This window comes from Rhizobium sp. GCM10022189, from assembly GCF_042656325.1.
Classification (GTDB): Bacteria; Pseudomonadota; Alphaproteobacteria; order Rhizobiales; family Rhizobiaceae; genus Rhizobium.
Map to the genome: position 1 here is coordinate 21152 of NZ_JBHSOR010000051.1, position 21766 is coordinate 42917.

Below are 21766 nucleotides of genomic sequence, written 5' to 3' on the forward strand. Positions count from 1 at the left end.
TCAAGTTGCGGTCAATTCAGATCGTCTTTCCGGTCTCATCGAAGACGTGGCAGCGCGCCGGATCGAAGGAGGCCTTCACATTGGTGCCGCGCTCGACCTTCTGCTGGCCATCGAGGGCGATGGTCAGCGCCTGATTGTCCGGCGTCGTCGCGTAAAGCATCGTGGCGCCGCCGAGATTTTCGACGAGATCGACATTGACGGTCGAAAGAACCGTGCCGCCTTCCGTCAGCGCCAGATGTTCGGGGCGGATGCCGAAGGTGACGTTCTGTCCGGCCTGACCGGCAAGCCGGCGACCGAGCTGAATGGAATTGCCGCAGACATTGACGGTCGAGCCGTTGTCGGTGACGGTCTCGATCCTGGCGCTCAGGAAATTCATCTTCGGGCTGCCGATGAAACCGGCAACGAAACGGTTGGCGGGATTGTTATAGAGATCGAGCGGGGCGCCGACCTGTTCGATACGGCCGGAATTCAGCACGACGATCTTGTCGGCCATGGTCATGGCTTCCACCTGATCGTGGGTGACGTAGATCATCGTGTTGCCGAGGCTGCGGTGCAGGCGGGAAATCTCGACACGCATCTGCACGCGCAGTTCCGCATCGAGGTTGGACAGCGGTTCGTCGAAGAGGAAGATGCGCGGTTCGCGCACGATGGCGCGACCGATCGCGACGCGTTGACGCTGGCCGCCCGACAGTGCCTTCGGCTTGCGTTCGAGCAGCTTCTCGATCTGCAGGATCTGTGCGGCGCGGCGTACCTTGGGCTCGATCTCGGCCTTCTTGTAGCCTGCGGTCTCGAGGCCGAAGGCGAGGTTCTTGTAAACAGACATATGCGGATAAAGCGCGTAGGACTGGAAGACCATGGCGATGCCGCGCTTGGCGGGCGTTACTTCGTTCATGCGCTCGTTGTCGAGCAGCAGCGCTCCGCCGGAGATCTCCTCAAGGCCGGCGATCATGCGCAGCAGCGTGGACTTGCCGCAACCCGAAGGGCCGACGAAGACGGCGAATTCACCGGGATCGATCGTCAGGTCGATGCCGTGGATGACGTCGAGCGAGCCATAGCGCTTCTCGACCTTCTGAAGAACGACACTCGTTGCCATGTTCCGAAATCCCCTCTTATTTGGTTCTTGCACGCCAGTCGGCGTATTTCGGGCTGTCAGGACCGATCGGCAGGGCGACATCGGCGCCGCTATCGGAAGATTGATAGATGGCCGTGACCAGTTCCAGTGCGCGCCGTGCATCGGCGCTCGTCACCGGAAGCGGGCCTTTGCCCATCAGGTAGTCGTGGAAGCGCAGCATCTGCGTGTTGAAACGCAGCGGCACGGGCTGCCAGTCGGCGATCACGGCGTCGACCTTCGCCTGTACTTCGGCGTCGGCGGCGATGATCTGCCAGGGGTCCTGGCCGGGCGCATAGGCCTCATGGTTGCTTTCAAAGGTGATGTTTTCGAAGTGAAGCCTGAGCCGGCTGATCTCGTTCTGCGAACCGAGCGTGCAGGAAAGCGAAACGAAAGCGCCGTTCTGCATCTGCAGGCTGACGGAGGCGCAGTCTTCGACCTCGATCTCGTTGACGCGCGTTGCCACGCGGCCGAAGACGCGGATCGCCGGACCGGCGAGATAAAAGAGCATGTCATGCAGGTGCAGCGCGTGGGTGACGAGCACACCGCCGAGCTCCGTCGCCCATTTGCCGCGCCAGGGCACGGCATAATATTCCGGCTTGCGGCGCCAGAAGGTTTCGACCGAGCCCATGTAGAACTTGCCGGCAAGACCAGCGTCGATGATGCGCTTGGCCTTTTCCACGCCATCGCCGTAGCGATACTGGAAGATCGGCATCAGCGTGCCTTTGGCCGTCTTTTCGGCGGCGATGATCTCGTCGGCACCGGCAAGCGAGCCGGTCAGCGGCTTCTCGCAGACCACGTGCTTGCCGGCGGCAAGGGCTGCGATGACCTGTTGCTTGTGGATGCCGGGCGGCGTGCAGATATCGATGATGTCGATACTGCCATCCGCCAGCAGCTCATCGAAGGAGGTCGTGCGCCGTTCGATGCCGAATTCGTCTCCGACCGTCTTCAGGCGTTCTTCGTTCAGATCGCAGATGGCGACGACCTTGAACTTGTCCGGATGCGGCAGGTAACCTTCGACGATGTGGGAACGGCCGATACCGCAGCCGATGATCGCGACTGTCTTGATGCTCATGTCATTTAATCCTGTCTGGCTTTCTTACCCGATCCATCAGCGCTTCATGCCGGTCGTGGCGATGCCTTCGATCAGCAGGCGCTGGAAGAACAGGAAGAAGAAGAACACGGGCACGAGCGTCAGCGTCGACATGGCAAACAGTCCGCCCCAGTCCGAAGCGCTGGTGGAATCCACGAAAGTGCGAAGGCCGAGCTGGATCGTGTAGGTGTTCATGTCGTTGAGGTAAATCAGCGGACCGAAGAAATCGTCCCAGGTCCAGATGAAGGAGAAGATCGCGGCTGTGGCCAGCACCGGCAGTGACAGCGGCAGCATGATCTTCCAGTAGATGCGCCAGGCGCTGCAGCCGTCCATCATCGCCGCCTCGTCGAGTTCGCGCGGGATGCCGCGGAAGAACTGCACCATCAGGAAGATGAAAAAGGCGTCGCTTGCCAGGAATTTCGGCACGACCAGCGGCAGGATGGTATTGACCCAGCCAAGGTCGAGGAAAAGCACATACTGCGGGATCAGCGTCACGTGATAGGGGATCATCAGCGTGCCGAGCATGATCGCGAACCAGAAGTTCCGGCCGGCAAAACGCAGCCGCGCGAAGGCGAAAGCCGTCAGCGAACAGGCGATGACATTGCCGGCGACGACCAGAAGCGAGATGACAAGCGAATTCCAGAAGAACCGGCCGAAGGAAATGTCGAGGCCGGTCCAGCCGCGCACATAGGACGAGAAATCGACCGAGGACGGAATGAGCGAGGTCGACGAGAAGATCTCGTTTTCCGGCCTGACCGATGCGGACACCATCCACAGCAGCGGATAGAGCATCAGAAGCGAGGCGGCGATCAGCAGCGCGTGGATGACGAGCGTCGCCGGCAGGCTACGTTTGGTAATGTCCGATGGCGGCCTGGCCACGGTGACGGAAGCGGTCATCTCAGTCATCGTAATGTACCCAATAGCGCGAAGTCAGGAAGGAGAAGGCAGTGAAGATCGCGATGATCACCACGAGGATCCAGGCGAGCGCCGAAGCGTAGCCCATGCGGAAATTGCCGAAAGCTTCCTGGTAGAGATAGAGCGTGTAGAACAGCGTCGAATTGATCGGGCCGCCGGTACCGCCTGAAATGATGAAGGCCGGCGTGAAGGCCTTGAAGGCATCGATCGTCTGCACGACCGCGTTAAAGAAGATCACCGGTGTCAGAAGCGGCAGGGTAATCTTGTAAAACTGGCGGAATTTCGAGGCGCCGTCGAGGCTTGCCGCCTCATACATATCCTGCGGGATCTGCCGCAATCCGGCCAGGAAGATGATCATCGGCGAACCGAACTGCCAGACCGACAGTGCGACCAACGTATAGATCGAGTAGCTCGGATGCGAGATCCAGCTAGGACCGACGATGCCGAAATGCGCGAGCGCAGCATTGACAAGGCCGTCGCTGGCGAAAAGCTGGCGCCACAGCACGGCGATCGCGACGCTGCCGCCGAGAAGCGACGGAAGGTAGAAGATCGCGCGGTAGATCGGCAGGCCGCGCAGACCCCGGTTCAGGGCAAGCGCGACGAGCAGCGCAAAAGTCAGCTTGAAGGGCACCGACAGGACGACATAGGTCAGCGTGACGGACATGGCCGAGGCGAATTTCGGATCGGCCGTGGCGATGCGCACGTAATTGGCTGCCCCAACCCATCCCGGCGCCCGCAACATGTCGAAGTCGGTGAAGGAGAGGTAGAGCGAAATCAGGGCCGGGCCGAGCGTCAGGCCGAAGAAGCCTATCAGCCAGGGAAGCAGAAAGAGATAGCCGGGAGCATTGGCATTCCACAGCCGCCGGAAGCGTCCGTCAGCCCTTGCTCCCTGATATCTTTCCACCGTTACCGTCCCTGCGGACGTGCGCATCGCATTTGTCATATAAGATCAACCCCGCGCGAGAATTCGCGTGATTTCATCCACGAGCTGCTTGCCGGCATCGGCAGGCGTAAGCTGGCCGAACGCGACCTGTTCGGAGATCGTGCGCAGCACGACCTGGCCTTCGCCGGCGCCGGTCGGCGGCGGGGGCGGAAGCGGGCCCGCGAGATCGCCAAGACCGCCGACATATTCGAGCGGGATCTTGCCGGTCTCATCGAGCGTGCCGGCGACAACCTCACGCATCGCCTTCGATTCCGGAATGCCGCGCTCGACATCGAGGATCTTGGCGGCATCGGGGTTCTTGACGAAGAAGTTGACGTAGTCGACGGCCTGATCGATCGCCTTCGACTGCGCGGAGACCGAGAAGAACATCGAAGGCTTGCGATAGTGACCACCCTTCGAATCCGGCTTGATGCGCATGTAGTTGCTGAGCATCAGCTTGTCCTTGACCATCGCCTGATAACCAACGAACTGGTTGGAATGGGCATAGTCGCAGGCAGCCTTGCCGACGGTCAGCGGGCTGGTGTCGATCGTGTCCTTGTAGAGCGCCTGAATATCGGGCGTTACGCAGGCACCGGCCTCACGGAACTTGGCCCACATGTCGAACCATTCGGACGCATCCTCGGCACCGAAGGCAATTTTCGAATCTGCCGTGTAGAGCGCCTTGCCGCGCTGGCGCAGGTAGTTTTCGAAGAGCGGCTCGCCGCCGCTGCCGTCGGCAAAGCCGAAATAGCCCTTGCGTTTGCCGGCCTTGGTGATTTCGGCGCCGATCTTGCCGAACTCTTCCCAGGTGGTCTTGTTGGTCGGCACGTCGATGCCGGCCTCCTTGAAGGCGACGGTGTTGATGACCGTCGCCGCCGAGTTTGCGCCGAGGCTGACGCCGTAGAAATGGCCGTCCACCTTGCCGCCTTCGATCTGCGCCGGGTCGAAATCGTCGAGCTGCAGCTTCGAGGGCATGTAGGATTCCAGCGGGGCGAGAGCGCCGCGCCGGGCATATTCGACGATGTAGCGATAGTCCATCTGGATGACGTCGGGGGCGTTGCGGCCGGCCACCTGGGTGGCAAGGCGCGGCCAGTAATCGGCCCATCCGAGGAATTCGCCGGTGATCGAAACGCCGCTGTGCTGCGCCTTGAAAAGGTCGGAGACCTTGTTGGTGCGGTCAGCGCGCGGCTGAGAGCCCCACCAGATGAGGCGCAGGCGGTTTTCCTGGGCAAAAGCGCTGTTTCCGAGCGCCGACAGCGAAAGGAGCGTAGCACCCCCCGCCATGAAATTACGTCTGCTTACACGAAAAGTCATATTGGTTTTCCTCCTCCCAAAAGGAAGCGCCTCCACACGCTTCCGAATTAGCTATCTTGCAACAAATAACTAATTGGTTACAAGTTATGTTCAAAGCCTCCGGACTGTCAAGCGGTGTTGGTGGCGCGGTTGCGTCGGCCAATTTGAGTTTTTACATTGTCCCGCTTTAGCCATATGAGCGCAACATGGGGAAATAGGGGATATCAGATGAACGACACCGGGGAGAGCGCAAAAAAGAAAATCAAGCGCCCGCCCGCCGAGCGAACCGCCCAACGCGATCCGGAGCGCACCCGCGCGGCCATCCTGGAAGCCGCCACGCAGGAATTTGCGGAGAACGGCATGGGTGGGGCGCGTGTCGATGCTATTGCCGAGCGCGCCGGCACCAACAAGCGGATGCTCTACCACTATTTCGGCGACAAGGAGCAGCTCTATCTGCGGGTGCTGGAGGAGGCCTATGTCAGCATCCGCACGGCGGAACGCGCGCTGAATATCGGCACGCGCAGCCCCGAGGAGGGCATCGGCGAGCTTGCCCTCTTCACCTGGCGCTACTTCCTGCAGCATCCTGAATTCCTGAGCCTGCTCGGGACGGAGAACCTGCATCGCGCCCGCTGGCTGCGCCAGTCCGTGCGGCTCAAGGAGCTGCACTCGCATCTGATCGGCGAACTCTCGCAGGTGCTGGAGGAAGGCAAGAAAGCCGGTGTCTTCATCGAGACCGCCGATCCGCTGCACGTCTATCTGACCATCGCCTCGCTCGGCTATTTCTATTTGTCCAACCAGTACACGCTTTCGACGATCTTCGGCCGCGACCTGATCACGCCCGGCAATCTGGATGCGTGGGAGCGGCATATCGTCCACGTCACGCTCGCCTCGATAAAGCGCTGATTTTCAAAAAACGGAATTGTCTATTGACAGCAATATTCCTCTTCTGCCATCAAGTAACTGTTTAGTTACCGGCTCGGGAGGGCCGGGCCTGGCTGCCCGCTCCCGCCGCATAAAAGCTTCCAGGGAGGGAAAAATGGCACGTCTGGGGATCATTTTGCATGGCGTCACCGGCCGCATGGGCTACAATCAGCACCTCGTCCGGTCGATCCTCGCCTTTCGCGACCAGGGCGGCATCACGCTGAAATCAGGCGAGAAACTCGAAATCGATCCCATCATCGTCGGCCGCAACGGCGCCAAGATGGAAGAGCTTGCCCGCAAGCATAATATCAAGCGCTGGTCGACCGATCTCGACGCAGCGCTCGCCAATCCCGACGACACGATCTTCTTCGATGCCGGCACGACGCTGATGCGCGCCGAACTGCTCTCCAAGGCGCTGGACGCCGGCAAGCATGTCTATTGCGAAAAGCCGATTTCCGACGACCTGCAGGTGGCGATCGAGCTTGCCCGCAAGGCGCGCGCCTCCGGCCTCAAGCACGGCGTGGTGCAGGACAAGCTCTTCCTGCCCGGCCTGCGCAAGCTGGCGCTGCTGCGCGATTCCGGTTTCTTCGGCAAGATCCTCTCTGTGCGCGGCGAATTCGGCTACTGGGTCTTCGAAGGCGATTGGGGCGTTCCGGCCCAGCGCCCCTCCTGGAACTACAGAAAGGCCGATGGCGGCGGCATCATCCTCGATATGCTGTGCCACTGGCGCTATGTGCTCGACAATCTCTTCGGCGAGGTGAAGGCCGTTTCGTGCCTTGGTGCGACCCATATTCCGAGCCGTATCGACGAACAGGGCAAACCCTACAACTGCGATACCGACGACGCTGCCTACGCGACCTTCGAACTGGAGGGCGGGGCGATCGCGCAGATCAACTCCTCCTGGGCCGTTCGCGTGCGCCGCGACGATCTTGTGACCTTCCAGGTGGACGGCACGCACGGCTCTGCCGTTGCGGGCCTGACGAAATGCTGGAGCCAGCATCGCGTCAACACGCCGAAGCCGGTCTGGAACCCGGACCAGCCGCAGACCATCGACTTCTACAAGACCTGGGACGAGGTGCCGGATACGCAGGTTTTCGACAACGGCTTCAAGGCGCAGTGGGAAATGTTCATCCGCCATGTCGTCGAAGACGCTCCGTGGCCCTACGGGCTGGAAGCCGGAGCCAAGGGCGTGCAGCTTGCCGAACTCGGCCTGAAATCCTGGGCCGAGCGCCGCTGGCTCGATGTCCCCGCCCTGGAGTTCTGAGCCGTGACGACGATCAATCTTCCTCTCGACGGCAAAATCGTTCCCTATGCGCTGACCGGCACGCCGATCGAGCTCAAGAAGCGGGAGGCCAAGAGCTTCCCGCGCATCGCCTTTGCTGCCGCCCATGTGGTGGCCGATCCGCTTGCCGACAACGATCCGTGGCTGACGCCGGCAATCGACTGGGAGCGGACGCTTGCCTTCCGCCATCGCCTGTGGGATCTCGGCCTCGGCGTTGCCGAGGCGATGGATACGGCCCAGCGCGGCATGGGTCTCGGCTGGCCGGAAGCACGCGAGCTGATCCGTCGTGCGCTTGCCGAAGCCGGCTCCCGCAAGGACGCGCTGATTGCCTGCGGCGCCGGCACCGACCATCTGGCGCCCGGACCCGACGTGACAATCGACACGATCATTCGTGCCTATGAGGAGCAGATCGAGACGGTGGAAGCCGCGGGCGGCCGCATCATCTTGATGGCAAGCCGGGCGCTCGCTGCCGCCGCCAAGGGACCGGACGACTATATCAGGGTCTATGACCGGATCCTTCGCCAGGTCAGGGAACCCGTCATCATCCATTGGCTCGGCGAAATGTTCGACCCGGCCCTTCAGGGATATTGGGGCAATGGCGACCACCTGAAAGCAATGGAAACCTGCCTTCAGGTCATCGAATCCAATGCCGCGAAGGTCGACGGCATCAAGATCTCGCTTCTTTCCAAGGAGAAGGAAGTGACCATGCGCCGGCAGCTGCCGAAGAGCGTGCGCATGTATACGGGCGACGACTTCAACTATGCCGAACTGATCGCCGGCGACGAACAGGGCCATTCGGACGCGCTGCTCGGCATCTTCGACGCGATCGCACCGGCCGCCTCCGCGGCGCTCGATGCGCTCGGCCGCAAGAGCAATCGCGAATTCTTCGACCTGCTCGAACCGACCGTTCCCCTGTCGCGCCACATTTTCAAGGCGCCGACCCGCTTCTACAAGACCGGCGTCGTTTTCCTCGCCTATCTCAACGGCCTGCAGGATCATTTCACGATGATCGGCGGCCAGCAGAGCACGCGGTCTCTCGTACATCTGGCGGAACTTTTCCGCCTGGCCGACAAGGCCCGCGTCCTTGCCGATCCGGAAATGGCAACTGCCCGCATGAAGCAGGTGCTTGCCGTCCACGGCGTTCACTGAGCGCTGGCCGGCAATGGGAGGGGAATGACATGCAGGTCGAAGGACTTTCGATCAATCTCGCGACGATCCGCGAACAATGCGACTTTGCCGAAGCCGTCGATATCTGCCTGAAACACGGCATCACCTCGATTGCGCCCTGGCGCGATCAGGTCGCCAAGGCCGGCCTCGACGAGGCGGTACGTATCGTCAAGTCGAACGGCATCAAGCTCACAGGCCTTTGCCGCGGCGGTTTCTTTCCGGCGGCAAACGCGGCGGACTGGCAGAAGAACCTCGACGACAACAGACGCGCCATCGACGAAGCGGCGGCATTTTCAGCCGATTGCCTCGTTCTCGTCGTCGGCGGCCTGCCGGGCAGTTCGAAAGATATCGTCGCAGCGCGCCAGATGGTATTCGACGGTATCGCCGCCGTGCTGCCGCATGCGCAGGCTGCGGGCGTGAAACTCGCAATCGAGCCGTTGCATCCGATGTATGCCGCCGACCGCGCCTGCGTGAACACGCTCGGCCAGGCGCTCGACATGTGCGAGCAGCTGGGCGAAGACGTCGGCGTTGCCGTGGACGTCTATCACGTCTGGTGGGATCCCGATCTTGCCAACCAGATTGCCCGGGCCGGGCGGATGAAACGCATCTTTGCCCACCATATCTGCGACTGGCTGGTCCCGACCAAGGACATGCTGCTGGACCGCGGCATGATGGGCGATGGCGTTATCGATCTCAAAGGCATAAGACGGATGGTGGAAGCCGCCGGCTTCTTCGGCGCCCAGGAGGTTGAGATCTTCTCCGCCGAAAACTGGTGGAAGCGTCCTGCCGACGAGGTGATCGCCACCTGCGTCGAGCGCTTCAGGAGCTGCTGCCAAGCCTAGTTTAAAATCCAATCGTTTCATCACGTATGAAGGAGGAATCATTCGATGGAGAAACGCCGTTTTGCCCTGATCGGCACCGGTAACCGCGGCACGACGATGTGGGGCAAGGATCTCTTGGCCGGCTGGCGCGAGCATGTCGACCTGACCGCGATCGTCGAGAAGAATTCGCTGCGCGGCGAGCGCGCCCGCACCATGATCGGCAGCAACGCGCCGCTCTACGAAAACATCGATTCGATGCTTTCGGAGCAGAAACCGGACCTGGTGATCGTCTGCACGCCCGACCATACGCATGACGATATCGTGGTGCGCGCGCTGGAAGCTGGCATCGACGTCATCACCGAAAAACCGATGACGACCTCGGTCGAGAAGATTCGCCGGATTCTGGATGCGGAAAAGCGCACCGGCCGCCGGGTCGACGTTTCCTTCAACTATCGTTACGCGCCGACGGCGGCCAAGATCAAGGAACTGCTGAATTCCGGTGAGATCGGCCGCGTCACGTCGGTCGATTTTCACTGGTATCTCAACACCAAGCACGGCGCGGACTATTTCCGCCGCTGGCATGCCTATACGGAAAATTCCGGCAGCCTGTTCGTTCATAAGGCAACCCACCATTTCGACCTTCTGAACTGGTATCTCGACAGCGATCCCGACGCCGTGACCTCTTTTGCCGATCTGCAGAACTACGGCCGCAAGGGGCCGTTCCGCGGCCCGCGCTGCAAGCTCTGTCCGCATACGCAGGAGTGCGATTACTACCTGGATCTCGAGAAGGATCCTTTCCTCGACACGCTCTATGAGGATCCGTCGAAGATCGACGGCTATTTCCGCGACGGCTGCGTTTTCCGCGAGGATATCGACATTCCCGATACGATGGTCGTTTCCATCCGCTACCGGAACAATGTGCACGTTTCCTATTCGCTGAACACGTTCCAGCCGATCGAGGGACATCACCTTGCCTTCAACGGCACCAAGGGCCGCATCGAAATCCGCCAGTATGAGGCGCAGCCTTGGGAGGAGCCGAGGGAAGATACGATCCTGCTGATCCGCAGCTTCCCGCATGGCAAGGAGGCGGTCGAGCGGATCAAGGTGCCGCACTCCTCCGGCGGCCACTATGGCGGCGACGACAGGATGCGCAACATGATCTTCAAGCCCGACATGCAGGACAGGCTCGCACAGCGCGCCGGCACCCGGGCCGGCGCCATGTCCGTGCTCTGCGGAATCGCGGCACTGACGAGTTCGCGCACCGGCAAGGTCGTCAGCATATCCGACCTCATGCCGGAACTTGCCAATGACGGTTCGCCGAATTCCCTGAAGGCGTCGTAAGAGGCCTCAGGCGGTATTTTCCAGGCTTTCGAGGGTGAGCCCGTAGAGAAGAGGCTCGCCCTTGATGAAGCGCTCGACCTCGTCCGCCGCCATTTCGCCGAGGCGGGTGCGCTCCAGGCCGACCGCGCCGGCGATATGCGGCGTCAGAAAGACGTTGGGCAGGTCGTAGAATGCCGAACCCGGTCCCGGTATTTCGGGATCGGTCACATCGATGACGGCGTCGATACGGCCCGTTTTCAGCACGGCCAGCAGAGCATTCTCATCAATCAGCGCGCCACGGGCCGTATTGATGAGCGTCGCGCCATCCTTCATCAGGCCCAGCTTCGACGCATCGATCATGTGCCGGGTAGACGGCAGCGACGGCGCGTGGACGGAGACGATATCCGATCCGCGCATGAGCTCGTCGTGCTCCACCTTCTGCGCGCCCATTGCGCGTGCCTGCTCAGCATCGACTGTCGGATCGAAGAGCAGCACCTGATAGTCGAAGGGCTTCAGCAGATCGATGACACGGCGCCCGATGCGCGAGGCGCCGATAATGCCGACCGTGCGGCGATAATTGCCGATGGCTTCCCGCTGCATCGGGTAGGTCCGATCACGATGGCGGTCGGCGACATAAAGGTCGCGAAAGCGGAAGACATGTTTGCCGGCGAAGATGATCGCGGCCAGCGTGAATTCGGCAACGGGAACGGCATTGGCCTCGGCCGCATGACTGACGGCGATGCCGGCTTCAAATATGCCGGCATCGACGATGCCCTTCACCGTTCCTGCCGCATGAGCCACGAGCTTCAACTTCGGAGCAAGCGTCAGAACCTCATGGCCGACATAGGGCGCTCCCCAGCCGGTGATCAGGATTTCCGCCTCGGAAAGAAGGCGTTTCGCCCGCTCGTCGTCAAAGTGCTCGAGCGGCTCGGCATCCAGCAGGCGCCCGACGCCATCCAGCCGGCGAAGGATCGTCTCGGGCAGCACATGCTCCGTACGGGAAGGCTGCATGGCGAGGACGATGGCAGGACGGCTCATGGCATGTGTCCCGGCGCTTCGATGGCGCTGACGGTCACGCCCTTTTCGCTGACCAGCTTCCGGAGCGCAACGAGATCGGGAGCCTTGGGCGGCGTGGACCAAACGCCCGATACGGCAGCCGGATCGTTCAACGCGAGCGCAGCCGTGACCAGGATCGTTTCGCCAGCCGGAATCTCGCCGCGGAGCTGGGGCACGAGCGTTTTGGAAACGATCAGGTTGGTATTCGGCAGCGCCTTCTGGACAAGGCCGTTTCGCTTGATCGAGGAACCAAGATCGACGATGCCGGTGAAATCCGCTTCGCCGATCGCATGGGCCGAGCCTTCGGCGGCTGAAAGCGTATCCGCATCGAGATCGCGTTTGGCAATCGCAAAGCCGCCTTCCGCCGTCTGCAGCGGGCGCGGCGTCGCAATACGGTGAACGCGGATATGCCACGGCGCCGATGGCACCAGCCAGGTTTCGACCTTCACGTCCTTGAAGGCCGACCATCTGGAATAAAGGATGTCGCCGGCGATCTTCGCTTCCTCGTTCGTTTCCCGGACACGGTAATGCAGCCCGTCGTCGCTGAAGGCGAGTGCCGAATCGAAGGCAGCCAATGCGAAAGCGCGCTCGTCGGCCTCGACGCTGAAACCGTAGCGGGCAGAATAGGCGAATTTTGCGTATTTCTCCGTGCCGAAGCGCATTTGCAGGTTTTCCTGCCCCGAAGACAGCGCCACGACATCATTGCCGGCGCGCATGACCACCATGCCGGGATGACGCTGCGGAACGACATCCGGCACCGGCTCCGGTGCCTTCTCCTGCGCGAGCCAGAAAGGATGATCCTCCGGAATGGCGAGCGGCAGGAAGGCCTTGAAGGCCCAATAGGGCGAGCCGGCAGAATTGTAGCTCTCGGACATCAGGAGGTTCGGATAGCCGAAGCCGATGGAGAGAACGCCGTCGTGGCTGGCGATCGGCTTGTCCCGCCACCAGCGCAGATGCTCCAGGCAGAGATGCTTGACCTCGCCCCAGGGCAATGCCTCGAGATCGGCGAAGGCAAGCGCCGACCAGAAACCGGCACAGGCGAAACGATAGGTGAGGCTGCGGCCGAAGGGTATTGTCGCGCCATCGGGCGCAAACCAGTGGCGGAAATCCCTGGCGAAGAGCACGGCGCGCTCGCGATAGCGCCTGGCATAGTCGTCATCGACCAGCTTCGAATAGATCAGCCCGTAGAAATGCATGGCGAAGGGAATGTAGTGGTCGATGCGGCGGATATTGCCGTCGCGATACCAGCCGTCGCCGATATAGAAACCTTCGAGTTCCTCGAGATATTGCCTGGTCAGGCTGCGGTCGAAATCAGCTCCGAGACGGTCGAGCGCGATATCGACGAAGATGCGGAAGAATTTCCAGTTGTTGTCGGCATAGTCGAACTGCCGGACGTGCTTGAAATAGGCGATGACATTGTCACGGGCGCGGCTGTCGAGCGGTTCCCAGATCTTGTCGGGCACCAGCGCCAGGGCAAAACCGAGAGCGGCGAGTTCCACCATGCGCTGGTCGCGGGCGTTGACCGTGCCCCAATATTCGGGATGAGCCGGATCGCAGCCATTGGCCAGGCCTTCGGCAAAGCGGTGCCAGTGATCGAAAGCGTTCCTGCCGGCGCCGAGCGGCGCAAGACCCCATAGCGGACGGGCAAAGCCTTCGAGATCGGCAGCGGCCCGGTCGAAATGGGCGCCGGCGCCATCGAGGCGAACGCGAGCGCTGCCCTCGGAGAAGAAGGGCAGCAGCGGGTCGAAGAGGTCGTTGACGGCACGGATCATGTCGGCGCGCGTCTTCAGCGGATTGCCTGCAAGCGGGTTTGCGCTGGCGGGATCATAGGTCATCGGCATCACTCACAGCTTGTCTGTATCGGGAACGGTGCCTCCGGCAACGGGAACGACCGCCTGGCAGATATGGCGGGCGGGAGCGGTCCTGTCGCGGTAGCGGGAGAGCATCAGGGAGACGGCCTCGCGGCCAAGGGCTGCGCGGTCGACGCGCATGGTGGAAAGCCGGGGATTGGTCATGACCGCGCAGGGCAGGTCGTCGAAGCCGACGATCGCAAAATCCTCGGGAACACGACGGCCCGCTTCGGTAACGGCTTCGAGAACGCCGACGGCAATGAAATCATTCATGCAGAAAGCTGCCGTATATCCCGGATCCTCGGCGAGCATCGCGAGCGTGCGCTCATGCGCCTCGCGGCTGGCGCTGCCCTGGAAGGTAAGCGGTACGAGCCGGCCTTCGGCACCGGGCACCGCGGCAATCGCCGCCTCGAAGCCCCGCACGCGCTCGCGGATCGTGTGGCGGTGGGAGCCGGTGAGATGCAGGATACGGCGATGCCCGGCTTTCGTGAGCCGGCTCGTCGCCTCGTAGGCGCCGAAGAAATTGGAGGGCGAAACACCGTCGAGACGCAGGCGCGGATCGGTACCGTTGACGAGCACTGTCGGCGTTCCCGTTTCTTCCAGCCAGGCCCGCAGCGTATCGCTGGGATCGATGCCGACGAGGAACAGTCCTTCGGCATCCGCCGTCTGCATATATTCGCCGACGACGTCGGGCGTGGTGCGGTCCTCACGCACGAGCCGCACCTCGAAGGGCATGCTTGCCTCGGCAGCACCGGCACGAAGACCCTCGACGATCGATTCGTAGAAGACGCTGAGGCCGCCGGTCGCCCCGTCACTGGCAATCAGGGCAAGCCCGCCTGGCACGCTTTCCGACACGGTCTTAACCGGATAGCCGTGCTCGGCAGCGACCTTCAGGATGTGCCGCCGCACGTTTTCACTGATGCCGGGCTCGTTGGCGAGCACCCGCGAGACCGTGGAAACGGATACACCGGCCAGACTGGCGATATCGGCCTGGCGTGGCCTTTTGCTCTTGGTCTCGTTCATTTTGATCTCATCCATACGGCAAAGATTATGCAAATCATGCAAATTTGCAAGACAATCATAATTTCTTGCAAAGAGAAATTTTTTGCGTACTCTACGCCGAGACGCCCGGAAAGACCATTGGAGGATGGCACCGGGCATTGGACAAAGGAGGAAATCAATGCAGGTCAATCGCCGTTCATTCTTGATGGGAACCGCAGGTGCCGCGGCCGGCCTCGCCTTCGGCGCCGGCAGCGCGACCCCCGCTTTTGCCGAGGACGTTTCGCTTCGTGCCATGTGGTGGGGCTCGAACGACCGCGCCAAGCGCACGCTCGATGTCGCCAAGCTCTACCAGTCCAAGACGCCTGGCGTCACAATCGTCGGTGAATCGCTGGCCGGTGACGGCTACTGGACGAAGCTTGCGACACAGATGGCCGGCCGCTCGATTGCCGACGTCTTCCAACTCGAGCCGGGCACGATTTCCGATTATTCCAAACGCGGCGCCTGCCTGGCGCTCGATCAATTCGTGCCTTCGACGCTGAAGGTCGACGATTTCGGCGCCGACATGCTGAAACTGACAACAGTGGACGGCAAGCTCTACGGCGTCGGCCTCGGCCTTAATTCCTTCGCGATGTTCTATGACACGGCCGCATTCGAAAAGGCCGGCATTCCGGCGCCGACGCCCGATCTTACCTGGGAGGAATATGCCAAGCTCGCCGTGGAGCTCGGGAAATCCGGCGGCAAGCCCGGTCCTTTCGCAGCCCGTTACACCTACGTCTTCGACGCCTGGCTGCGCCAGCGCGGCAAGAGCCTCTATGCCAAGGAAAGCCCGACCCTCGGCTTCACGGTCGACGACGCCAAGGAATGGTTCGATTACTGGGATAAGCTGCGCAAGGCCGGCGGCACCGTTGCTGCCGACGTGCAGACGCTGGACCAGAACAACATCGACACGAACTGCCTCACACTTGGTAAATCGGCCATCAGCATGGCCTATTCCAACCAGATGGTCGGCTATCAGCTGGTCATCAAGAACAAGCTCGGTATTGCTATGTTGCCGCGCGAGAAGAAGGGCGGCCCGTCGGGCCACTATTATCGTCCGGGACTGATCTGGAGCGTGGGCGCCACGACCAAGCAGGGTGAAGAAGCCGCAAAGTTCATCAGCTTCTTCGTCAACGATCCGGAAGCCGGCAAGATCCTTGGCGTAGAACGCGGCGTGCCGATGTCGCCGGTGGTGCGGGAAGCCATTCTGCCGCAGCTCAACCCGACGGAGCAAGAGACTGTCAAGTACATTACCTTGCTCAAGGATCAGGTGGGCGAGTATCCGCCGCCGGCTCCGATGGGTTCCACCGAATTCGACCAGCGGGTGCTTCGTCCGACCTGCGACGAACTCGCCTTCGAACGTATCTCGGTGGCAGATGCCGCCCAGCAGCTTGTCGAGACCGGCAAGGCGACCATCAGGGGTTAATCATATCCTGCACGACGAATTGCGGCCCGCCATCGGCGGGCCTTTCCCTTTCGGCAACCCCAGCGCATTCAGTACGCCAGCTCAGTTGCTGGCATCGTCAACGACCCGCCAGTCGGGCCGGCCGAGATTGAACGGCCATGCATGCACGTCGCGGTCGTTGAAGTAGACGACTTCCTGCAGTTCGGGAAAATCGCCCTGCCTCAGCGTCGCCGTTTCCATCCACGGTTTGACGTATCCGTCACTGCCTTCATAGCCGAGCTCGGCCACCCAGACCGGCTTGTGATACCGGGCGACAAGGTCGTATCCCGGCCTCAGCGCCTCGGCAAACGTCCGCGGGCCGTTGTGAACGATCCGGTCGTAAGGCTCCAGGCCGAAAACCGATAGGCCGACAAAGTCGACATAGGTATCGCCGGGATAATAGGCATTGAGGCCAGGCTTTCCCTTCGGCGACCACATGAGTTTCGTCTTGGGCGCTTCCTGCCGCACGATATCCATCATGCGCCTGTAGGCGGCTATATAGTCGGCAGGATTCCAGCCGGACCACGAAAAGCGGCCGGAATCGTCTTCCATTTCCTGTCCCCAGCGGACGATGACCGGGCTTTGCAGCTGGGCGATCAACCTGGCAATCGCCCGCATGTTCGCGTCGTATTCACCGCGGAACAGCTTCCGGCGAAGTTCAGCTGACGTCAGCCGCCAGTCCACATCCCACGACCAGGGTTCCACCGTGATCAGCAGGTTGCGGCCCCTCGCCAGCGCATAGGCGTCCGCGACACGCAGCGTTTCGAGATCGACATCTTCCCATGGAAGGAAAAGGTGCTCCGTCGTTACGTTCTGCTGCGCGCCGAAATCTCCATGCGGGTCGTAGGCGCCAAACCGGATGCCGCCGGCGTGAATGACCGGTCGTTTGTCGGCGATCGTTTGCGCAGCCGTATTCACGGGGGCGATGGCGTTCTGCGCCGCGCTTCGGTGCGACAGGTCGGCAGCGCCGAACAGAAGCAACGCGATTGCTGCCGTCGAGATTTTCTTCGCCAGGGTTTTCATGGTCTTGCCCTCCCCTTCGGCTTACCTGTTGGTCACGAGAACCTGTTTCAGCTCTTTGGCTTTCAGGCTCACCGTGTCTGCCGGAACCAGCTTCCGGAACTCATCGTCGGTTTTCGTGGAAGCGTGCCGGAACACGTACCAGTCCCCGCTCGGCTGACGCCGCTGATAGATCGTATTGCCGATCTTGCGGTGGCCGAAGCAGGTACTGGCACGTGCCGCCCCCTCATTGTTGGTCCAGGTCGCGCGCATGCACATCTGGCCGAAATCGTCGACGACCCAACGGCCTTCGGCGAAAGACTGTTTGCCGCCATTGTCGACCCAGGCGACGAAATGCCTGCCCTCGCCAAAGAAACGACCGCCGCCCGTATTCCAGATCCAGGTCTTGTTGGCGTAGATCCCGTAGAGTTCGCCGGCGCTCAGCGGCACCGGCACCGGTGCTTTCTTCTTTTCTGCGGCCAGTGCGCCCGCCGGCAGGATAAGGCTAAGGCACAGAGCCAGCACTCCTCCCGTCAATCGTGTCGTCATGCTCATTTTGTCCTCCTCACGCATTTCTGCTCTCCCCAACATCCCTTCGCTCCCGGCCAAGGTCGGCAAAACCGTGCCATTTGAGACGGAATTTCACGATCCTGGTCTTGCCGCCGCCGAGCCCCGCGCCCGCCACAGCAAATTGCGACCGGGTAAAGGTGACAAACGGCTGGCCGTGGGAAAGCGCTTCCATGGCAACCAGCCCATGGTTGCCGAGCTGCGCTCCGCCGACCAGGCAGGCAACGAGACCGCCCGCAGCGGCAAGGCGCAGGCCGTATGCCTGCGGCAAGAGGGGCTGACCGTTCTCGGCGGCGTGACGGACGACAACCAGGATTGCGAGCGACAGATAAATCGACAGGTTGATCGCCGCGAAGATCTGGAAGCCATGCGCGGCATCGCCATCGGCAGCAAAAGCCATGGCCGCGGCACAAATGCCTGCCAGCGCAATGTATGGTGCGATGATCCGCGCCGGTAGTTTGCGCGCGCCCTGATCACCCTTCGGGGTGATACGGAAATCGACGAAGGAGCCGGTCATGTGATCGCGCAGCGCGGCGAGGCTGCCGGCAAGCGACCAGGGCCAGCGCAGCAGGATGAAAACGACACCTTCCCAGCCGAAAAGCTTCGCGTCGTGTGGCCGGAATGTGCCCGACGCGCGCCAGAAGACGGCGAATGCCGTCAGTGCGAGCGACAGCGGCAGCGAGTGCAACAGGAATGCCGGATAGGTGACGTTGACGAAGACATGCCCCGTGAGCAGGGCCGCGACCGGCAGCATGAACGTCAGGGCCATGAAAGCTGAAAACAGCGGATACCAGAGCTGCGAAAACAGGAACTGGAACTTCAGCTTCAGCGGCAGCCGGGCGACATGGCGGCGAGAATGCTGCAGGAGGATCGTCACCAGGCTGCGCGACCACTGGAATTCCTGCACGACCAGATCGACGAATGTCGCCGGCCCATCGCCATGGGCGATGGCATTGACCGCATGGACGCCACGCCAGCCACCGGCATTCATCATCAGCGTGGTCGAATGATCTTCGGCGAGCTCGGGGCCGAGCCCGCCGATCTGCCTCAAGGCCGCCGTGCGAACGGCATAGTGCGAGCCGATGCAAAGCGGCGCCCAGCCATTATTGTATCCCGCCTGCAGCGAGCCATGCAGGCTTGCTTCCGCATAGAGCCTGCCGCGGGCGGCCCAGCTTTCGGCCGCATTGGCATCACAGATGCTGGGTGCCGAGACATAGCCCACTTCGGGATCGGAGAAGGGTCGCAGGACTTCGCGAAGATAGGTCGGCGTCGGAACATGATCGGCGTCGAACTGAGCGACGAAGTCATAGCGTTCGTAGCCGAAGTGATCGTAGAAATAGGCGAGATTACCTTCCTTGCAGCGCGTGCGGCGCGGCCAGGTGGCGCGGTGATATTCGCTCACACCCTTGCGTGTCGAGATCATGATGCCGTGCTGCCCGCACCACCTCCTCGTTTCCTCGGACGGATCTTCGTCGGCAAGCCAGACATCGAACTCGACACCCTTCTGATCGAGCATGGCAAGAAGCGTTTTGCGCAGGACGGCGAAGGGTTCCGACGGCGCCTTGGTAACCACCATGGCGACGCGGCCCTGCGGCAGGCCGGCGGACGATCCGACCTGCCTTGCGTCCAGAAAAATCAGGATGAAATAGGCCGGCACCAGAGTGATCCAGGCAAGGACGAGGGTGACGAGCAGGAATGCCGGCCATGAAACGACGTGCGTCGGCTCGACCCACCAGAGCCAGAAGTAGGCAAGCGCTGCCAGCCAGCCGGCGATGCCAAGGCCGTAGGCGGCCCGGTTCCAGCCGGCAAAGACGGGCTCGAACATCCGGGATCCGGCTGCGGAAGACCGATATGTTCGACCGATTCCGGCTCCGGCGCTCATGCGATCACCTCCAGTCCGAAGGTCGGGCCGGCCGTGCGGATGATCGTGTCGATATCCGAAAGCGTCGGCACGAAGTCCAATTCCAGGCAAGCCCTTTTCGTATCGGCGAAAAGCACGGGCGGATCGCCAGCGCGGCGCGGCTGGCAACGGATCGGCACTTTATGGCCGGTCTTCCGCCTGACGGCCCGGAGGATCTCGCCGACCGACGTGCCGCGGCCCGAACCCAGATTGAGGCTGAGGGAATTGCCGCCAACCAGAAGGTGGCGAACGGCGGCAAGATGCGCCTCGGCGAGATCGCTGACATGAATATAGTCCCTGACGCAGGTGCCATCTTCCGTCGGATAGTCGGTGCCGAAAACATCGAGGCTCTCGATCCGGCCGCTTGCGGCAAGAAGCGCACGCGGGATCAGATGGGTTTCGGGATAGTGCCGCTCGGCAAGCTGGCCTTCCGGATCGGCGCCTGCGGCGTTGAAGTAACGGAGTGCGGCAAAACGGATGCCATAAGCGGCAGCATAGTCCTCCAGCGCCATTTCGAAGATCAGCTTGGTCCTGCCATAGGGACTGACCGGCTGTTGCGGCGTTTTCTCGCTGATCGGCAACATTTCCGGGATGCCGTAGGTCGCGCAGCTGCTGGAAAAGACGATCCTGTCGATATTGCAGTCGAGGCAGGCGTCCAGCAGCGACAGGCTGCCGATGACGTTGTTGCGATAATAGACGCTCGGCTTTTCGACGGATTCGCCGACATAGGCATTGGCACCGCAATGGATGACACAATCCGGCGAATAGGCGGCCATGACCTGCCGCAGCCTCGCGCCGTCGGCGATGTCGGCCTGGATCAGCGGCCCCCACCGGACGCTATCGATATGCCCGGTGGAAAGATTGTCGTAAGTGACCGGAACCATGCCGGCACGCGCAAGCGCCTTGCAGATGTGGCTGCCGATGAAGCCGGCGCCACCCGTAACCAGGATGTAGCGGGGCATCTCATAGTGCCTCCACCACTTGTCGGCAGGTCAGCAGCGCATCGAAATAGGCTATCGTGCGCTTGAGCCCGGCCTTCAACTCCGTCGTCGGCCACCAGTTCAGCGTTTCCCTGGCTTTGGAAATGTCCGGCCGGCGCTGCTGCGGATCGTCTGCCACGGCCGGCAGGTAAATGATGCGCGAGCGCGAATTGGTCAGATCGAGGACGATTTCGGCCAGATCGCGCACCGTGATCTCCGCCGGATTGCCGAGATTGATCGGACCGACACAGTGCTCACCGGCCTCGGCGAAACGCAGGAACCCATCGACGAGATCATCGACATAGCAGAAGGAGCGCGTCTGCCTGCCGTCGCCGTAGATGGTGATGTCCGCGTCGGAGAGCGCCTGGACGATGAAGTTGGATACGACCCGCCCGTCATCAAGGCGCATACGCGGGCCATAGGTGTTGAAGATCCGGCCGACCTTGATATCGACGCCATATTTGCGGTGATAGTCGAAGAACAGGGTTTCGGCCGATCGCTTGCCCTCGTCGTAGCACCCGCGCGGACCAATCGGGTTGACGTTGCCGAAATAGGTTTCTCGCTGCGGATTCTCGTGCGGATCCCCATAGACTTCCGAAGTCGAGGACTGGACGACCGTTGCGCCGGTGCGGCGCGCCGCATCGAGCGTGTTGACGGCACCGAGCACATTGGTCAGCAAGGTGCCGACAGGATCACGCTGATAATCCGGCGGTGAAGCCGGCGACGCAAAATTGAAGATGACGGAGGCCTCGACATCATAGGGCTGGCGCACGTCATGTTCCAAAAGCCTGAAACGGGTATTCGCCAGCAGATGCTCGATATTGACGCGGCGACCGGTGTAGAAATTGTCGAGACAGATGACCTCGTGGCCGCGCTCGAGAAGTCGCTCGCAAAGATGCGAACCCAGGAAACCGGCGCCGCCGTTGACCAGCACGGTCTTTGACCGCTGTCGCGGCGATGCGGACGCAGATCCTGAATGTCCTTCGGTGGGAATGAAGCTACGCATTACAAATCCTTCCCATGTGGTGTGGTCTTTTAGACCCTTCTATACTTTAGGCTCCCCCTTCTTCCGCCTCGATAACTTCAACGT

18 protein-coding genes and 1 pseudogene are annotated in these 21766 nt (G+C 61.6%); 6 read left to right on the forward strand and 13 right to left on the reverse strand.

All coding sequences use genetic code 11. The annotated features are described in order from the left end of the window. Nucleotides 1-16 precede the first annotated feature (16 nt). From ACFPWW_RS25920 to ACFPWW_RS25940, 5 genes are read right to left on the reverse strand one after another with little or no spacing between them, the layout of a single operon-like run. Entirely contained in the window at nucleotides 17-1093 is a 1077-nt protein-coding gene (locus ACFPWW_RS25920; protein WP_112756227.1) for an ABC transporter ATP-binding protein, read from the reverse strand. A gap of 16 nt (nucleotides 1094-1109) precedes the next feature. Continuing rightward, nucleotides 1110-2183, reverse strand: coding sequence for a Gfo/Idh/MocA family protein (locus ACFPWW_RS25925; RefSeq protein ID WP_377313886.1), 1074 nt, complete (start codon nucleotides 2181-2183; stop codon nucleotides 1110-1112). 36 nt (nucleotides 2184-2219) lie between these two features. Beyond that, nucleotides 2220-3098 (reverse strand): carbohydrate ABC transporter permease, encoded by an 879-nt coding sequence (locus ACFPWW_RS25930; RefSeq protein WP_162719028.1) that lies wholly within the window; start codon nucleotides 3096-3098, stop codon nucleotides 2220-2222. Nucleotide 3099: 1 nt separating this feature from the next. Further along, complete coding sequence (locus ACFPWW_RS25935) at nucleotides 3100-4059, reverse strand: carbohydrate ABC transporter permease (RefSeq protein WP_162703010.1); 960 nt, start codon at nucleotides 4057-4059, stop codon at nucleotides 3100-3102. Between the two features lie 6 nt (nucleotides 4060-4065). Continuing rightward, nucleotides 4066-5352 carry an ABC transporter substrate-binding protein gene (locus ACFPWW_RS25940; RefSeq protein WP_112564841.1) on the reverse strand — a complete coding sequence of 429 codons (1287 nt, stop codon included), beginning with the start codon at nucleotides 5350-5352 and terminating at the stop codon, nucleotides 4066-4068. A gap of 207 nt (nucleotides 5353-5559) precedes the next feature. On the opposite strand from ACFPWW_RS25940, the gene ACFPWW_RS25945 reads away from it, so the two are divergent. The 5 genes from ACFPWW_RS25945 to ACFPWW_RS25965 all read left to right on the forward strand — a co-directional run bounded on the left by ACFPWW_RS25945 (nucleotide 5560) and on the right by ACFPWW_RS25965 (nucleotide 10863). Further along, nucleotides 5560-6234: a TetR family transcriptional regulator gene (locus tag ACFPWW_RS25945; protein ID WP_112564839.1), complete on the forward strand. Its 675-nt coding sequence runs from the start codon at nucleotides 5560-5562 to the stop codon at nucleotides 6232-6234. A gap of 133 nt (nucleotides 6235-6367) precedes the next feature. After that, on the forward strand, nucleotides 6368-7516 hold the full coding sequence (locus ACFPWW_RS25950) for a Gfo/Idh/MocA family protein (RefSeq protein ID WP_112564837.1): 1149 nt from the start codon (nucleotides 6368-6370) through the stop codon (nucleotides 7514-7516). A 3-nt stretch (nucleotides 7517-7519) separates the two neighbouring features. Next, entirely contained in the window at nucleotides 7520-8683 is a 1164-nt protein-coding gene (locus tag ACFPWW_RS25955; RefSeq protein ID WP_377313889.1) for a dihydrodipicolinate synthase family protein, read from the forward strand. 29 nt (nucleotides 8684-8712) lie between these two features. Beyond that, nucleotides 8713-9543 carry a sugar phosphate isomerase/epimerase family protein gene (locus tag ACFPWW_RS25960; RefSeq protein ID WP_112705626.1) on the forward strand — a complete coding sequence of 277 codons (831 nt, stop codon included), beginning with the start codon at nucleotides 8713-8715 and terminating at the stop codon, nucleotides 9541-9543. A gap of 45 nt (nucleotides 9544-9588) precedes the next feature. Then, a complete protein-coding gene (locus ACFPWW_RS25965) occupies nucleotides 9589-10863 on the forward strand; it encodes a Gfo/Idh/MocA family protein (protein ID WP_112759064.1) in 1275 nt (424 codons plus the stop codon). A 6-nt stretch (nucleotides 10864-10869) separates the two neighbouring features. Here ACFPWW_RS25965 and ACFPWW_RS25970 read toward each other — a convergent pair whose 3' ends face one another. From ACFPWW_RS25970 to ACFPWW_RS25980, 3 genes are read right to left on the reverse strand one after another with little or no spacing between them, the layout of a single operon-like run. Continuing rightward, on the reverse strand, nucleotides 10870-11880 hold the full coding sequence (locus ACFPWW_RS25970) for a hydroxyacid dehydrogenase (protein ID WP_377313891.1): 1011 nt from the start codon (nucleotides 11878-11880) through the stop codon (nucleotides 10870-10872). Further along, on the reverse strand, nucleotides 11877-13733 hold the full coding sequence (locus ACFPWW_RS25975) for a DUF2264 domain-containing protein (RefSeq protein ID WP_377313893.1): 1857 nt from the start codon (nucleotides 13731-13733) through the stop codon (nucleotides 11877-11879). The genes ACFPWW_RS25970 and ACFPWW_RS25975 overlap by 4 nt, the downstream gene beginning before the upstream one ends. 9 nt (nucleotides 13734-13742) lie before the next feature. Next, nucleotides 13743-14771 carry a LacI family DNA-binding transcriptional regulator gene (locus ACFPWW_RS25980; protein ID WP_377313895.1) on the reverse strand — a complete coding sequence of 343 codons (1029 nt, stop codon included), beginning with the start codon at nucleotides 14769-14771 and terminating at the stop codon, nucleotides 13743-13745. A 157-nt stretch (nucleotides 14772-14928) separates the two neighbouring features. Between ACFPWW_RS25980 and ACFPWW_RS25985 the strand changes: the two genes are divergently transcribed. Further along, nucleotides 14929-16212 carry an ABC transporter substrate-binding protein gene (locus ACFPWW_RS25985; protein ID WP_112759062.1) on the forward strand — a complete coding sequence of 428 codons (1284 nt, stop codon included), beginning with the start codon at nucleotides 14929-14931 and terminating at the stop codon, nucleotides 16210-16212. 81 nt (nucleotides 16213-16293) lie between these two features. Here the strand turns inward: ACFPWW_RS25985 and ACFPWW_RS25990 are convergent, their stop codons facing one another. The 5 genes and pseudogenes from ACFPWW_RS25990 to ACFPWW_RS26010 form a co-directional block, all read right to left on the reverse strand. Continuing rightward, nucleotides 16294-17253, reverse strand: a complete 960-nt coding sequence (locus tag ACFPWW_RS25990; protein ID WP_377313897.1) for a glycoside hydrolase family 26 protein — start codon at nucleotides 17251-17253, stop codon at nucleotides 16294-16296. 7 nt (nucleotides 17254-17260) lie between these two features. Continuing rightward, nucleotides 17261-17784, reverse strand: a pseudogene (locus ACFPWW_RS25995) (DUF995 domain-containing protein); the annotation flags it as partial. 10 nt (nucleotides 17785-17794) lie between these two features. Continuing rightward, nucleotides 17795-19678: a glycosyltransferase family 2 protein gene (locus ACFPWW_RS26000; RefSeq protein ID WP_377313899.1), complete on the reverse strand. Its 1884-nt coding sequence runs from the start codon at nucleotides 19676-19678 to the stop codon at nucleotides 17795-17797. Continuing rightward, nucleotides 19675-20658, reverse strand: coding sequence for a UDP-glucose 4-epimerase GalE (gene galE, locus ACFPWW_RS26005; protein WP_377313901.1), 984 nt, complete (start codon nucleotides 20656-20658; stop codon nucleotides 19675-19677). Before galE ends, ACFPWW_RS26000 begins: the two co-directional genes overlap by 4 nt. A gap of 1 nt (nucleotide 20659) precedes the next feature. Beyond that, nucleotides 20660-21682 (reverse strand): UDP-glucuronic acid decarboxylase family protein, encoded by a 1023-nt coding sequence (locus tag ACFPWW_RS26010; RefSeq protein ID WP_112759058.1) that lies wholly within the window; start codon nucleotides 21680-21682, stop codon nucleotides 20660-20662. Nucleotides 21683-21766 lie beyond the last annotated feature (84 nt).

What these genes read in the sequence shown, in the direction of transcription:
- ACFPWW_RS26000 (WP_377313899.1), bottom strand. Translation starts at nt 19,678, where the DNA reads ATGAGCGCCGGAGCCGGAATCGGTCGAACATATCGGTCTTCCGCAGCC.
- ACFPWW_RS25985 (WP_112759062.1), top strand. Translation starts at nt 14,929, where the DNA reads ATGCAGGTCAATCGCCGTTCATTCTTGATGGGAACCGCAGGTGCCGCG.
- ACFPWW_RS25940 (WP_112564841.1), bottom strand. Translation starts at nt 5,352, where the DNA reads ATGACTTTTCGTGTAAGCAGACGTAATTTCATGGCGGGGGGTGCTACG.
- ACFPWW_RS25925 (WP_377313886.1), bottom strand. Translation starts at nt 2,183, where the DNA reads ATGAGCATCAAGACAGTCGCGATCATCGGCTGCGGTATCGGCCGTTCC.
- ACFPWW_RS25920 (WP_112756227.1), bottom strand. Translation starts at nt 1,093, where the DNA reads ATGGCAACGAGTGTCGTTCTTCAGAAGGTCGAGAAGCGCTATGGCTCG.
- ACFPWW_RS25950 (WP_112564837.1), top strand. Translation starts at nt 6,368, where the DNA reads ATGGCACGTCTGGGGATCATTTTGCATGGCGTCACCGGCCGCATGGGC.
- ACFPWW_RS25965 (WP_112759064.1), top strand. Translation starts at nt 9,589, where the DNA reads ATGGAGAAACGCCGTTTTGCCCTGATCGGCACCGGTAACCGCGGCACG.
- ACFPWW_RS25960 (WP_112705626.1), top strand. Translation starts at nt 8,713, where the DNA reads ATGCAGGTCGAAGGACTTTCGATCAATCTCGCGACGATCCGCGAACAA.
- ACFPWW_RS25990 (WP_377313897.1), bottom strand. Translation starts at nt 17,253, where the DNA reads ATGAAAACCCTGGCGAAGAAAATCTCGACGGCAGCAATCGCGTTGCTT.
- galE (WP_377313901.1), bottom strand. Translation starts at nt 20,658, where the DNA reads ATGCCCCGCTACATCCTGGTTACGGGTGGCGCCGGCTTCATCGGCAGC.
- ACFPWW_RS25970 (WP_377313891.1), bottom strand. Translation starts at nt 11,880, where the DNA reads ATGAGCCGTCCTGCCATCGTCCTCGCCATGCAGCCTTCCCGTACGGAG.
- ACFPWW_RS25975 (WP_377313893.1), bottom strand. Translation starts at nt 13,733, where the DNA reads ATGACCTATGATCCCGCCAGCGCAAACCCGCTTGCAGGCAATCCGCTG.
- ACFPWW_RS25945 (WP_112564839.1), top strand. Translation starts at nt 5,560, where the DNA reads ATGAACGACACCGGGGAGAGCGCAAAAAAGAAAATCAAGCGCCCGCCC.
- ACFPWW_RS25980 (WP_377313895.1), bottom strand. Translation starts at nt 14,771, where the DNA reads ATGAACGAGACCAAGAGCAAAAGGCCACGCCAGGCCGATATCGCCAGT.
- ACFPWW_RS25935 (WP_162703010.1), bottom strand. Translation starts at nt 4,059, where the DNA reads ATGACAAATGCGATGCGCACGTCCGCAGGGACGGTAACGGTGGAAAGA.
- ACFPWW_RS26010 (WP_112759058.1), bottom strand. Translation starts at nt 21,682, where the DNA reads ATGCGTAGCTTCATTCCCACCGAAGGACATTCAGGATCTGCGTCCGCA.
- ACFPWW_RS25930 (WP_162719028.1), bottom strand. Translation starts at nt 3,098, where the DNA reads ATGACCGCTTCCGTCACCGTGGCCAGGCCGCCATCGGACATTACCAAA.